At 64.3% G+C, this 13,475-nt stretch carries 11 protein-coding genes; 5 read left to right on the forward strand and 6 right to left on the reverse strand.

Translation table 11 applies throughout. The annotated features are described in order from the left end of the window. Positions 1-326: 326 nt before the first annotated feature. From U5A56_RS23315 to U5A56_RS23330, 4 genes are all read right to left on the reverse strand, one after another. Positions 327-1,574, reverse strand: coding sequence for a citrate synthase family protein (locus U5A56_RS23315; protein ID WP_257774518.1), 1,248 nt, complete (start codon positions 1,572-1,574; stop codon positions 327-329). Positions 1,575-1,633: 59 nt separating this feature from the next. After that, a complete protein-coding gene (locus tag U5A56_RS23320; RefSeq protein WP_257774517.1) occupies positions 1,634-2,026 on the reverse strand; it encodes a VOC family protein in 393 nt (130 codons plus the stop codon). Between the two features lie 59 nt (positions 2,027-2,085). Further along, positions 2,086-3,372 (reverse strand): MFS transporter, encoded by a 1,287-nt coding sequence (locus U5A56_RS23325; protein ID WP_257774582.1) that lies wholly within the window; start codon positions 3,370-3,372, stop codon positions 2,086-2,088. A 93-nt stretch (positions 3,373-3,465) separates the two neighbouring features. Continuing rightward, the gene (locus tag U5A56_RS23330; protein WP_257774516.1) at positions 3,466-4,224 is read right to left on the reverse strand and encodes an SDR family oxidoreductase; all 759 of its coding nucleotides are present in this window, start codon (positions 4,222-4,224) and stop codon (positions 3,466-3,468) included. Between the two features lie 313 nt (positions 4,225-4,537). On the opposite strand from U5A56_RS23330, the gene U5A56_RS23335 reads away from it, so the two are divergent. The 3 genes from U5A56_RS23335 (at position 4,538) to U5A56_RS23345 (ending at position 8,612) form a co-directional block, all read left to right on the forward strand. Next, entirely contained in the window at positions 4,538-5,509 is a 972-nt protein-coding gene (locus U5A56_RS23335) for a 2-hydroxyacid dehydrogenase (RefSeq protein ID WP_257774515.1), read from the forward strand. A 549-nt stretch (positions 5,510-6,058) separates the two neighbouring features. Further along, entirely contained in the window at positions 6,059-7,204 is a 1,146-nt protein-coding gene (locus tag U5A56_RS23340) for a mandelate racemase/muconate lactonizing enzyme family protein (RefSeq protein ID WP_257774514.1), read from the forward strand. 118 nt (positions 7,205-7,322) lie between these two features. Further along, positions 7,323-8,612, forward strand: coding sequence for an MFS transporter (locus U5A56_RS23345; protein WP_257774513.1), 1,290 nt, complete (start codon positions 7,323-7,325; stop codon positions 8,610-8,612). Between the two features lie 396 nt (positions 8,613-9,008). Here U5A56_RS23345 and U5A56_RS23355 read toward each other — a convergent pair whose 3' ends face one another. Further along, the gene (locus U5A56_RS23355) at positions 9,009-9,533 is read right to left on the reverse strand and encodes a TetR/AcrR family transcriptional regulator (RefSeq protein ID WP_257774512.1); all 525 of its coding nucleotides are present in this window, start codon (positions 9,531-9,533) and stop codon (positions 9,009-9,011) included. 243 nt (positions 9,534-9,776) lie between these two features. Between U5A56_RS23355 and U5A56_RS23360 the strand changes: the two genes are divergently transcribed. Further along, a complete protein-coding gene (locus U5A56_RS23360) occupies positions 9,777-10,490 on the forward strand; it encodes a hypothetical protein (protein ID WP_257774511.1) in 714 nt (237 codons plus the stop codon). 379 nt (positions 10,491-10,869) lie between these two features. Further along, a complete protein-coding gene (locus U5A56_RS23365) occupies positions 10,870-11,952 on the forward strand; it encodes a porin (RefSeq protein ID WP_257774581.1) in 1,083 nt (360 codons plus the stop codon). Positions 11,953-12,152: 200 nt separating this feature from the next. Here the strand turns inward: U5A56_RS23365 and fahA are convergent, their stop codons facing one another. Further along, on the reverse strand, positions 12,153-13,475 hold the full coding sequence (fahA, locus tag U5A56_RS23370) for a fumarylacetoacetase (protein ID WP_257774510.1): 1,323 nt from the start codon (positions 13,473-13,475) through the stop codon (positions 12,153-12,155).

The raw sequence follows: 13,475 nt of genomic DNA on the forward strand, positions 1-13,475 counted from the left end.
GAGGTGCAGCAATCGATGAAAAAGCGACATTGACGACAAGTGCTTGACCGGCAGCGACGGGTCGTTCAGCGTCGTTCGCGTCGCCCCAGAAACGCCTTTCGCTGTCGCGTGCCGATCTTGTCGTCGGGAACTGCACGCGACAGCAGGATAGGGAACCTTATCACTATGCTGTCATTGCCCGTTCAAACTCAGATTTCGCACAACGCGTGATTGCCGCTGCCGGCGTCGCAGGGGAGTTGACACCGGTCTTCGCAGGCCGCGGCAGATGACAACTTTGCCTCGCAAACGGTGACACGTTCAATTTGGTCTGCGGCGCGTCACGCGGGTTACTCCACCACCTTGAACACGCGATTCTTATCGATCACGCCGGCTTTCGGTAATTTGCCATCGTCGTCTGCGGCGGGCCGCAGATGCCGATCGTCGAGCGCCGGCCCGGTGTAACGGCTGCGCGGCCGGATCACCTTGCCGACGCGCAACTGCTCGATGCAGTGGGCGAGCAGCCCGACGCTGCGCGCGATCGAGAACAGCCCGAACGCCGCATCGCGGGGCAACCGAAGCTGCACCGACAGCATCGCAAGCGCTACGTCGATGGTCGGCCGCAGGCCGGTGAGCGCCGTAACCTTGTCCACGAAGTGCGCGATCTCGGCCGGCGGGTCGAGTCGCGCGAGCAGCGCGGCCGCGCGCGGATCGCCGTCGGGGTACAGATGATGACCGAAACCGGGAAGCGGGATCGCGGACCTCAGGTGATGATCGACGACGCGCTCGGCCCCCAATCGTTGCACGTCGTCGAACATCGCTCGCACGCGTCCCGACGCGTCGCCGTGCAGCGGGCCCGACAGCGTGGCGAGCCCTGTCAGCAGGCAGCCGGCCAGGGAAGCACCGGTCGATGCCGTGATGCGCGCGGCGAATGCCGAGCTCGTGATCTCGTGGTCGGCGACCAGCACCATCGCGCGGCGCAGCAGGTCTGCGCCACGGCTGTCGAGGGTCCAGCCGGCTGCGAGCCGCTGATGGGTGCAGAGTGTGCCTGCGCCGGCATCGTCATGTGCGCCGAACGCGCGCGACACGATCGCGACGAGCTGCCCGGCCTCGATGTGGAGCGCGCTGTCGAGCCGGCCGAGCGTCGAATGGCCGTGTGCGGCGAGCGTCGCGAGCGTCGTGAACGCGCATTGCCGATCGCGCTCGCCGGCCGGCAGTACGATCGCCGGCGCATCGAACGACACGGGCGTGGTGGCCTGCCAAAGCAGCGCAGCCGTTTCCTCGAGCGTGGCGCTATCCGCGAGCTGAATGCTGTCGCGGCCGCGATACCACGCGCGACCCTTCGAGAACGTGGTGATGCCGCTATAGATGCACGGCTCGGCGCCGAAGATCGTGCCGGCCGCCAGCGCCGCACGTTTGCGGCCGACTTGCTTCTTGCGGCACAGTGCGACCACGTCCTCGGCGCGATACAGGCTCCTGCGCGGATCGTCCGGATCCTGCATCACGGCGATGCTACCGCGGCTCGCGTACGCATAGACGGTCTGTGCCCGCACGCCGAGCCGCCGTGCCGCTTCCGTCAGGGTGATCCAGTTCTGCATGGGGGTCGTGATGAGGATGCGGCTGGTGCGTGACCGCGTGCGCCGACTATAGACCGGGTTCAGTTGAATGTCATCTCGGCCGGACGCCGCTCGAGCACTTCGACGAGGATGTCGCCAGGCGCGCGCACGAAACAGCAGCGCACGCCGGCGCGGACCCGCGTGATGGGCTGGGCGATCTCGGCACCGTTGTCGACGAGGTGGGCGTAGGCCGCATCGAGGTTCTCAACCAGCACACCGAAGTGATCGATCCCCTGCACGCGGGCACCGTCCGGCTTGATCGCCGAATGCGCGTGCGGCAGCGCCGTGATGAACAGGTTGATGTCACCAATCCGCAGGTCAACGCGACCGGGGCGTCGCACGATTTCGGCGTTCAGACAGCGCGCGAACCAGGCGGCCGTCGCTTCGACATCGGCCGAGCAGAGTTGCAGGTGATCCCATTTGAATTCGATCATGATGGTGGGGCGTCAGGTTGGGGAGTCCGCGCAAGGGCAGGTGGCAGCAGGAGTGCAGTTCAGAGTTCGATACGCGACAGCTTGCCGAGCAGCACCGAATACGACAGGGTGCCGACGAGGCAGATCGCACCCATCAGGTTCAGCGCCCAGAAAAAATTACCGGTGTGCTGTGTCACGTAGCCGATCATCAGCGGCGTGGTCACGGCGGCGATATTCGCGGCGAGGCTCGTGATGCTGCTCGTGAGCCCGACATAGCGTTTCGGCGCGATCTCGGACACGGCCGCCCACGACATCGAGCCGATTCCCTGCGCGAAGAACGCGACGGTCAGGATCGCGATTACCAGCGCGTTCGAATGCACGAAGTTGACGAGCACGATCGATGCGCCGAGGAAGGTGCCGATCACGAGCGGCGCCTTGCGCGATGACGACATCGACACACCGCGCCGGATGCAAAGATCGGACAAATAGCCGGCGATCAGGATGCCCAGCGTCGCGCCGATGAACGGCATCGCCTGGAAGAAGCCGACCTTGATCATCGACATGTGCCGATCCTCGACCAGATAGGTCATGAACCAGGTCGTGAAGAACACCAGCAGCGTGTTGTTGCAGAACTTGCCGAGACAGATCGCGAGGATCTGCCGGTAGCCGAGCAGACGCAGCGCCATGCGCCAGTCGAATGGATCGCGCGCGGTCACCACCGGGCGACCTTCGGTGATGTAATGCAGCTCGGCCGCATTGACTCCGCGATGGCGCGACGGATCGCGATAGAGCCGGTACCAGACGACGCTGAACAGAACGCCGAACGCGCCCGTCGCGAAAAACACGGTGCGCCAGCCGAACGCCGACGAGATCCACAGCAGCAGGCCGGTGAAGAGCGGTGTGCCGATGTACTGGCCCATCACGTACACACTCGTCGCAAACCCGCGCTCCTGGACCGGAAACCACATCGTCACCGCGCGCGCGTTCGACGGAAACGCGGGCGCCTCGAGCGCGCCCATCGCGAGCCGCGAGCCGAGCAGCATGTGATAGCCGTGCGCGAGCCCTTGCGTGAGCGTCGCAAGCGACCAGCCGACGAGCGACAGAGCATACGCTACGCGCGAGCCGAGCAGGTCGGCGAGCACGCCTGCCGGCAGCAGCGCGATTGAGTACGCGAGGCCGAACACCGCGAACAGCTCGCCCATCTGCACGCGGGTGAGCGCGAGATCCTTCGACAGCGCGGGCGCGACGATGCCGAGCGCCGAGCGGTCGACGTAGTTGAGGATCGTTGCCACGAGCAACATCGACAGCACGCCGTAGCGCACCCGGGATCGTGTTGCGATGCCCGCGTGCGCGTCGAACTCGCGCATGGCCGAAACCTGCTCTTCTGCGGTTTTCAATGTCGTCTCCTATTTTTATGGGGGTTGCGCCGGCGCACTTGCCGTGCTCGGGCGCGCGTGCGGTCAGCCGCGTCCGACGAAGGGCATCGCGCTCGCCATGATCGTCATGTTCAGAATGTTGGCTTCAAGCGGCAGGTTGGCCATCTGCACGATCGCACTCGCGACATGCGCGACGTCGACGCGCGGCTCGGGCGCGATGCGGCCGTCGGCCTGCAGCACGCCGCTGTCCATGCGTTCGGTGAGCGAGGTCGCGGCGTTGCCGATATCGATCTGGCCGCACGCGATGTTGAACGGCCGGCCATCGAGGGCAAGCGAGCGCGTGATGCCGAGGACGGCGTGCTTCGTGGCCGTGTACGCGATCGTGTTCGGGCGCGGGGTGTGGGCGGAGATCGAGCCGTTGTTGATGATGCGCCCGCCTTGCGGCGTCTGGCGCTTCATCTGGCGCCACGCGGCGCGTGCGCACAGGAACACGCCAGTCAGGTTGGTCGCGACCACGTCGTTCCAGAATTGCACCGTATAATCGTCGATCGGCACGGCGCCGGCGTTGCGGCCCGCGTTGTTGAACAGCACGTCGAGGCGCCCGAACGTATGCGCGATCTGTGCGAAGCTCGCGTCGACCGATGCTTCGTCGGACACGTCGGTCGGAATCGCCGCTGCCACGCCCCCGGCCCGCTCGATGATCTCTTGCGTCGCGAGTAGCGGATCGATGCGCCGGCCGAGCAGCGCGACGCTGAAACCGGCTTGCGCGAGCGCTACCGCAGCGGTCTGTCCGATGCCGGTGCCTGCGCCCGTCACCGCCGCGATTTTCTTCCCTGTCTGCATTTTCCCGACCTCGTGTTCGGTTCGTTGAGCGTGAGAAAAGCATTGCGCGGCGGCGACGCCGCAGCAATCTTGATTCGTTCAATCAACATCAACTGCCCCGTCCTGACGGGCGCAAGTCAGGGTTTTCCTGAGTTCGTAGCGGTGCCGCGCGCGTGTTGCCGCGGCCTCGCACGACGGGGATATGCCCGGAGACGTTCGGGTCATCCGGCGGCGCGCACGGCCGCGCGGATATGTTGATCGAATCAATCAATATTGACCGGCGCCGACTGCCGTTCGTAGGCTGTGTTCCGTTTTCCGACTCAAGGACGAGACCATGCCTGACAACAATCGCACCCGCCTGCTGGTTGCGCGACGCGTTCCCGCCGCGGTGGCCGCACGCGCCGAATCCGAATTCAACGCGTATGTCACGGACGCCGACATGGACGCGCCGTCCGTCGTCGAGTTCTGCAACCGCTACGAGACGCCGGCGGTGCTGATCGGCAAGAAATCGGGGCTGCAAGCCGAGCACATCGCGGCATTGCCGCCGAGCGTGAAGATCATCGCGAATGCGAGCGCCGGGTACGACCACATGGATGTCGCCGCCGCACGCGCACGCGGCATCACGGTCAGCAACGCATCCGACGCGCTGACCGATTGCACGGCCGATTTCACGATGCTGCTCGTTCTGGCCGCGTGCCGGCGTGCGTCGGAATACGAGCGCATCGTGCGCGCGGGGTGGGGCAAGTCGTTCGGCATGACCGACATGCTCGGCACGCGCGTGAACGGCAAGACGCTCGGGATCGTCGGTTTCGGCCGGATCGGCCGCGCGGTCGCCCAGCGCGCACGCGGGTTCGGGATGAAGATCATCTATACCGATCGGCGGCCGGCACCGCCGGAGATCGAGGCCGGCGCGCGCTATTGCGGGGATCTCGACACGCTGCTGCCGCAGTGCGACATCCTCACGCTGCACGTGCCGGGCGGCGGCACGCCGTTGATGACGCGCCGCGAGTTCGGTTTGTTCGGTTTGATGCGCGACGGTGCGGTGTTCGTCAACGCGGCGCGTGGAAGTCTCGTCGACGAGGATGCGCTTTACGACGCGTTGACCTCGCATCGGCTGTTCGCCGCGGGGCTTGATGTTTATTGGAACGAGCCCAACATCGATCCGCGCTTTGCCACACTCGACAATGTGTTTCTGTCGCCGCACATGGCGAGTGCGACCATCGAGACGCGCGACCAGATGGGGCTTACCGCGCTCGACAATGTCGCGGCCGTGCTTGACGGGAGGAGAGCGCCGAACGCGCTGTGATGATGGCGGCCGCGTGCGCCGGTCCATGCCGGGGTATCCGATCGCGGGAGCCCCGGCAGTCGGCGCGTCGTTACTTCAACAATCGCTGCGCCATCAGCACTTCGTGCGCGGCCTTGAACGGGCGGAGGCCCTGCGGAATGCCCGAATAAGCAGCCGCATGCACGAGCGTCGCTTTTGTCTCGTCAAGGGAGGAGGGACGACGGACGCCCTAATGTCGATGGTTGCAGTGCTTTCTCCTAGAACTCGCCTGATGCGACTACTCCACGCCTCCGCTTCTGGATTCCATGAAACATTGAATTCCGTCTTCCCCGTTGGAATTAAGTCATAAGATGTCACATAATATGTGGATGTGAGCCATCCTAGTAAACATGCGGAAAGTAGTTGGAGATAGGTTGCACAACGACGACCACAGTTATACGATGACTGACTATGTTGGCGGCCGACGGCACGCAGTCGAACGGTCTCGCACTGCTGCCGTCGTCCGTCACATCGCATTTTCCGCCGTCGGCCGCATCCATGCCCCCGACCCTCCGCACCGGGAATACGTTCGTGAAAATCGTCGCCATCGAAGTCATTCGCCTTTCGCTCGCATTCGATGCGGGCCGCCGTCCCGCCGCCGCAGTTGAACCGGCCGCCGCGGACTCGTATAACGCCGCAGACCGCTCGCTGCGCCGCATGGAGTCGCTGCTGGTCAGGCTCACCGATGTCGCAGGGCGCGTCGGCTGGGGCGAAGCATTCGGTCATATGGTCAATCCCGTCACGTTCGCCGCGCTCGAAGGCCCGGTCGGCCGCTGGTTCAAGGGCGCCGAATTCGAGCCTACGCGGCACGGGATCGCCGCATTGCGTGACGCGGCCGATCGCGCGTTGCATGCGTTCGGGCGCACCGGACCGGTGTTGTACGCGTTGTCCGCGATCGACACGGCGCTGCACGACCTCGCCGCGCAGGCGGTCGGCGTGCCGCTGTATCGCTGGCTCGGCGGCCATCGCAACGAGATCGACGTGTATGCGAGCCTGGTCAGCTACGACAACGACCCCGACGAAGTCGCGCGCCACGTGCGGCTGGCGTCGGACGAGGGGTTCCGGCGCATCAAGCTGCACGAGACGCAACGTGCGGCCATCGCGGCCGCGCGCGCGGCACTGCCGGCCGGCAGCGAACTGATGGTCGACGTGAACTGCCCGTGGTCGGCGAGCGACGCGCTGCGGCATGTGAGCGAGCTGGCCGACCTGCGTCTCGGCTGGATCGAGGAACCGGTGTGGCCTTGCGACGACGCGGGCGGCATCGCGCGCGTGCGCGGCGCCGGCGTGCCAGTCGCGGCGGGCGAGAACGCGTCGGGTGTCGCGGGCTTTCGCGACCTGTTCGAACACGGGGCGCTCGACGTCGCGCAGCCAAGCATCGCGAAGATCGGCGGACCGACCGGCATCACGGAAGTGATCGCGCTTGCGGCGGAGCACGGCGTGCGCGTTGTGCCGCACTGTTTCTACTACGGAGCGGGGCTGCTGGCGACCGCGCACGTGGTCGCGGCGCTGCCCGACGATGTCGCGCTCGAAATTCCCTATCTCGACTGGCCCGAGCGGTTGCATGACGCGCAGCGGCCCGGGGCGCGGCTGCGCTTGCCCGATGTGCCCGGGCTTGGCTTCTTGCCAGACGAAGCGGTGCTGGCACGCAACACGATCGCGCACGCGACCATCGGTTGAACGCAGGAAGCGTGCGCATGGCGCACGCATCTGAAGCCGTCGCCGATGTGGCGGCGCAATCGGAAACCATGAAGCCGGGCGGATGCGCAGGCACTTGCCCGGCTCGACAGGAGACAACATGAAAACGCGTTACCGCTGGTGGATCGGCGCGCTGCTGTTCGGCGCCGGTATGCTGAATTATCTCGATCGCGCGGCGCTGTCCGTCGTCGCGCCGATCATCAAGCGTGAACTCGGCATCGACGACGCGCAGATGGGCATCCTGTTCAGCAGCTTCTTCATCGGCTACTGTGTGTTCTGCTTTGTCGGCGGCTGGGCCGCGGACCGGTTCGGGCCCCGGCGCGTGTTCGCGTGTGCGGCCGGCGTGTGGTCGCTGTTCTGCGGCGCTACCGCGCTGGCCGGATCGTTCGCGCACCTGCTCGTGGTACGTGTCGCGTTCGGGATCGGCGAAGGGCCGATGGGGACGACCACCAACAAGGCAATCTCGAACTGGTTCCCGCGCCGTGAGGCGGGACGCGCGGTCGGCTGGACCAATGCCGGGCAGCCGCTCGGCGCGGCGATCGCGGCGCCGATCGTCGGTCTGGTCGCGCTGCAGTTCGGCTGGCGCGTGTCGTTCGTCGTGATCGCCGCGCTCGGCTTCGTGTGGCTCGCCGCGTGGTGGGCGTTGTTCCGCGACGATCCGGCCAGCCATCCACGCGTGTCGCCGGAAGAGGCGCGCGAGATCGCATCCGACCGGATGATCGACGTCGCACCCGATGCGCATGCGGACGACCACGCCGTGCGTCCGCTACTGCGCGATCTGTTGTCGCGGCCGGTGCTCGGCGTCGCGCTCGCGTTCTTCAGCTTCAACTACGTGCTGTACTTCTTCCTGTCGTGGCTGCCGAGCTACCTGACCGACTACCAGCATCTGAATATCAAGCAGATGAGCGTCGTCGGGATCCTTCCGTGGCTTGGCGCGACCGTCGGCTTCGTGGCTGGCGGCACCGTGTCGGACCGCATCTACCGCCGCACTGGCGACGTGCTGTTCGCGCGCAAGATCGTGATCGTCGTCGGGCTGGCGGTGGCAGCGGCCTGCGTGCTGCTGGCGTCGCGCGTGAGCTCGCTCGGTGCGGCCGTCACGCTGATCGCGATCGCGAGCCTGTTCGCGTTCATGGCGCCGCAGGCGTGCTGGTCGCTGCTGCAGGAAATCGTGCCGCGCGATCGTGTCGGCTCGGCGGGCGGGTTCGTTCACCTGCTTGCAAATCTCGCGGGCATCCTGTCGCCGAGCGTGACTGGCTGGCTTGTTCAGTATGGCGGCGGGTACGCGAGCGCGTTCGCCCTCGCCGGCGCATCGGCGCTCGCCGGTGCGGTGATCCTGACGTTCACGGCGCGCGCGCGGGCCGTTTCGCAGATGCGCGGTGGGGCTGCCTGACGAAGTTATCCGTTGAATTGGCAACGCCTATCCGAGTAGTACTTGGGTAAATCATCATCGGTTGACGGAACCCCTCGGCTGTACCCCGTCCGCCGAAGCTGAGGCAGGCTACTATCGGCGACTTGAAACAGCTGCCGCTGAACCCGCATCAACTTAAATCAACCAGCCTCCACGATTCCCGGGGCGGTTCACCTTCCATCCCGAGTACCACTCAAACTCAATGAACCAGCATCGGTGCTCGCGTCCGTTTCTCAGGGTCACCAAGCGCTCGGTTGAGGGCTGTTGGCGTAGGAACCCTATCACCATGTCACGATCGGCTGTTCCAATCGCAATTGACGGAGTCTCTTCGAGCGCTTGGCCGGCCCCGATGGTCTGATCTCTTAGATTGCCCGATGCTCAGGCGTCTCGCCCGCGAAGCATCCAACGCGTCAGTTCTCGAATCTGATCGGTCGTGACGCGCTCGTGCAGGATCAGTGTGCGTAGATAAACGGCACCGATCAGGCAATGAAGCAGGGGCATTGGATCCGCCCCCTGCGGCCACTCGCCCATTTTTGCGGCGCGATCGAAAATCTGCTGAACCGCCGAAAAGCGGTTCGCCCACAACCTGCGCAGTTCGCCCGCCAAGGTCGCATCGTTGTACGTCGCCAGCACGAACTGAATGGCAGACCTGCCCACGCCCGTTCGCAAGTAGCGCGCGGTTGCCGACAGCAGTGCGACGAGATCCGCGTGCAGCGAACCACGATCCGGTATCGCGATGTGCTCGGCAAAAAGCTCGAAGACGGCCTCCATCATCAGCCCTTCCTTGCTCTTCCAGCGGCGATAGATCGAACTCTCATGCACGCCCGCGAGCGCGGCGATGGCACCGATGTTGAGCCCCTCGAAACCCGCTGCCTGCAATTGGGCAATCGTTGCGGAGATCACGGCTTCACGGACGCGTGCGCTGCGACCGCCCAGGCGGCGACGAGGCGACGGGGATTCTTGTTCGGCTGACTTTGGCATGAGCGGATTTTACACATCGTTGCATCGACTGCCCGCGTCGTCACGGCTGTCCGACCATGAGCGACGGTCGACAGGCATGCGGTAAACACTAACGCAAGTTTACTTGCGTTAGTGGCGCGAGTCGGGAAACATGGCAACTCGTTCACCAGCGCGACGGAGGTTCAAGTGAAAGCAGTCACGTTTTTCAAGTCAGGTACGGAGGTGGCCTGCGAGGACATCCTCAGAATGGAGGTCAAAAGGGCGCGCTACATGATGGCCTTGCTCATGGAAAAACTGGGGGCAGACGGCATGGTCAGCCTATTCGCGCAGGAGATCGCGGAGCACGAATCGAACGAGAAGGATTGGTCGCTGCGTGCGAATGGCCGCTTCAGTTCGTCAGTTGCCGAAGCGCACGTGGCGGTGGGCACCAGCGCGGAGTTCGTGGCCTGGTTCTGGGAGGGATATGGCGGGCCGAACAGCCCGGCAATGCTTCGTGCTCACCCTGAGCATCTCGGTGCCCTACCGCTCCCGGACGGGCGTGTCGGCATTCTGGAAGTACCCGGCCATGCAAAGTCGCCGGCCCTCCTGAAGCTCCGCCATCTGGATGACTGGAGCGGTATCCCGATCGAACCGGCACCCGATATGCCGAACCGGATGATGGGGCGCGTCGAGACGCCTGACGGTGTGATCGTCGGTTACTTGCTGCACCAATTCAGGGACACGTTTCCGGGGTTCGATGCGCGGCTGGAGATCTTCTGGCCATCGACCGCGCCGGAAGAACTCATTCACGGCCACTCGGACCACCTGATGGTCGAGTGGTGCAACTGGTTCGAGCTGTACGTCCTCTCGCGGACGCAAGCACGCGACTTGATGCCGTTGGCGCTTTCCGTGAATACATGACCGCGCGATCGGTTCGCGTACTTCGAGCGGGCCAGTGCGGCGCGGGCCGCTTGGGTGGAGCGGCAAAGCAGCAGCGGAAACACGCTACCGCTTTGCCGCGTCATCGATACCGTGAACCGATTGCGGCGGATGTGCGATCAAATTTGCGATCCGATCCCTCGGCAACGTCGCAAGGGACATCACTCCCTGGCCGGCGGCGGTTCAAGAAAAACCAACGCTTCGGCGTGCGTGCCCGGCAGCACACCGAGGACCGAAGCCGGAGCGGCCATCTTTCCGGCTTCATTTGATCGCCATACGTCGGACGCCGCACGGAGGCAGATTCTTATTCAATTATTTTGCAGTACTGCATGACTGGAGGAGACATTAAAACGTGAGCAAGATGCAAAAAATCCCTCCGATGCTGCTGATCCCTTTCTCGATCGCAGTATCGGGCTTATCGTCAATCGCGCATGCGCAAAGTAACGTCACGCTGTATGGTGTCTTGGACTCCGGCGTGATGTACGCGAGCCGTACCTTCGACGCCGCAACGGGTACGAGCGGCCCGCATCAGGTGTCGGCAACGGATGGTGGGATCTCGGGTTCTCACTTCGGTATCACCGGTGCCGAGGATTTGGGCGCAGGTACGAAGGCGATCTTTACGCTCGAAAGCGGCTTTACGACGAACAATGGGGCGCTGGGCAACTCGAACGGGAATCTCTTCGGGCGGCAAGCCTTCGTCGGGCTCTCCGGACACTTCGGTACCGTCAAGGCCGGCCTGCAGTACTCGCCGTTCGGACTTGCGATCGTCGACACGGACGCGCGGCATGCGTCGTTCTTCGGGAGTCAGGCCGGAATCTACATGGGCAATTTTTTTGCGACCGGCATTTTCGTCGCGAATGCCGTGTCCTACACGAGCCCGACGATCGCCGGCTTGCAGGCGAGTGCATTGCTTGCGCTGGGCGGCGATCCAAAGGGATTTCAGGCGGGGCGCCAGTATGCGGCTCGCGTGAGATACGAATGGAAAGACCTGGTCGTGAACGCTGCCCTCTTCAGTGGAAATCCCGGCGGTTCAGCCAGCGTTTCCACACCATTCCCGTCAACGATCGAATTCAGCGGTCGAACGGTCGGCGCGAGCTATAGCTGGGGAGGCGCAACACTCAAGGGATCGTACACAAGCTACAAGATCGCAGGCTCCTTCAACGAGAAAGTGTACGCCGCGGGCGGCGAATATCTGATCACGCCGGTACTGTCCACCGACGTAGGCGTTTGGTACATGCGGGACAGCAACGACTCCGGGAATCATTCTTTGCTGGCGTCTGTCGGGCTGGACTACTTTCTGTCGAAACGAACGACCTTGTATGGCTCCGCGGCATGCGTGAACAACCACGGGTTGATGCACACCGGGTTCACCGTGAATGGTGCGCTGTATGAGCCAACCGGTAGCAGTGTGGGCATCGTCGTGGGTGTTCGTCACCTCTTCTAGCGCACCCGAAACACATGCCGTGAAATCGCCGCCAGCGCTATTTGCTGGCGGCGATTTCACGAATGCGTCCTGGCCTTGGGGTGCGATGTTCAAGCACGGCGCGCGGACACCGCGAGTCCACCCGCGGGGCGCTTCAAAGCGGAGGACCACGAACGCGGCCCTCGCATTGAATCAGTGGCCGGTTGCGAAATGACTTGCGGTCAATGAGCGCTTTCCGCGGTCGGCACCTGCAAAACGGTTCCGTGGTTGGTGCCGAAACCGATTCGAGCAAAACCATCGCGTTCGCACCAGCCCCGGAAAATGACGGTATCGCCGTCGTCGAGGAACGTGCGGCTTTCACCATTGCCGATATCCACGGGTTGCGCGCCGCCTGCCGTGAGTTCGATCAACGCGCCGGCTTCTCCCGATGACGGCCCGGAGATGGTGCCGCTTCCCAGCAGGTCACCCGGTTGAAGGTTGCAGCCCCCCATTGTGTGGTGCGCGATCATCTGCCCCAGCGTCCAGTACTGGTGCCGGAAACTGGTGCGCGTCAACGTACACGGTTGCCGTCCTTGCGCGAGTTGACGCGCGCTGAGGATCGACGCCTCGAGCTGGATGTCGAACGCACCGACCGTGCTGTTGTCGTGTGAAGACAGGTAGTCGAGTGGCTGCGGGCGTTCGGCGACGCGTGACCACGTGGTGCGGTACGGCAGCAATGCTTCGAGGCTGACCAGCCAGGGCGATATCGTCGTCGCGAAATTCTTCGCGAGGAATGGCCCGAGCGGCTGCATTTCCCACGACTGGACGTCGCGCGCGGACCAATCGTTCAGCAGGCAGAGCCCGAAAATATGCTGTTGAGCGTCACGCAACGGGATCGAATGACCGCGCGGATTGCCGACCCCGATCACGGCGCCCAGTTCCAGCTCGTAATCGAGCCGGCGACAGGCGTCGTGAACGGGCGGGGCGGACGGATCCGGGCGGTATTGCCCCATTGGCCGGTAAACCTGCTGACCGCTGACGTCAATCGACGACACGCGGCCATGATAAGCGATGGGTAGCCAGTCGAAATTCGGGCTGATCGCCATGCCGAGCGGGCGGCTGCAGTTCACCGCATGATCGAGAGAGGTGTAGAAGTCGGTGTAGTCGCCGATGCGCACGGGTACGGCGTACTCGGCTTCCGCCTGTGATACCAGCGTCTTCCGTACGCCCGGCTCATGCGGACTGCCGGCTTGAAGCAGGTCGAAAAGTGCGTGACGCAGTGCCCGCCAGGCAGTCGGCCCCATATCGAGCAGTGCATTCAGTGTGGTTGCCGTGGCCGCTCGCACGGCCTCGAGTGCCAGACCGGCCATGCAGCCCGCCTGCTGTAACGCAGCGAGGTCGACGATCTGGTCGCCGATCGCGATCCCGCCGCGCCAGGTTTCGCCGACGCCCCTGCGGCGAAACACGCTGAGTGGCAGATTCTGCAACGGAAAATCGGTCCCTGCCACGTTGGCCGCTTCCAGCCAACTGCGTTGAGTGACGTCGTGTGTGTGATTCAGTTCCAT

It is taken from the genome of Burkholderia sp. BCC1998 (genome assembly GCF_905339875.1).
Classification (GTDB): Bacteria; Pseudomonadota; Gammaproteobacteria; order Burkholderiales; family Burkholderiaceae; genus Burkholderia.

Excerpts from the sequence above, each read along its gene's own strand:
- U5A56_RS23330 (WP_257774516.1), bottom strand. The coding sequence starts at position 4,224 with ATGCAGACAGGGAAGAAAATCGCGGCGGTGACGGGCGCAGGCACCGGC.
- U5A56_RS23365 (WP_257774581.1), top strand. The coding sequence starts at position 10,870 with ATGCAAAAAATCCCTCCGATGCTGCTGATCCCTTTCTCGATCGCAGTA.
- U5A56_RS23320 (WP_257774517.1), bottom strand. The coding sequence starts at position 2,026 with ATGATCGAATTCAAATGGGATCACCTGCAACTCTGCTCGGCCGATGTC.
- U5A56_RS23325 (WP_257774582.1), bottom strand. The coding sequence starts at position 3,372 with ATGCGCGAGTTCGACGCGCACGCGGGCATCGCAACACGATCCCGGGTG.
- U5A56_RS23315 (WP_257774518.1), bottom strand. The coding sequence starts at position 1,574 with ATGCAGAACTGGATCACCCTGACGGAAGCGGCACGGCGGCTCGGCGTG.
- U5A56_RS23345 (WP_257774513.1), top strand. The coding sequence starts at position 7,323 with ATGAAAACGCGTTACCGCTGGTGGATCGGCGCGCTGCTGTTCGGCGCC.
- U5A56_RS23335 (WP_257774515.1), top strand. The coding sequence starts at position 4,538 with ATGCCTGACAACAATCGCACCCGCCTGCTGGTTGCGCGACGCGTTCCC.
- fahA (WP_257774510.1), bottom strand. The coding sequence starts at position 13,475 with ATGGAACTGAATCACACACACGACGTCACTCAACGCAGTTGGCTGGAA.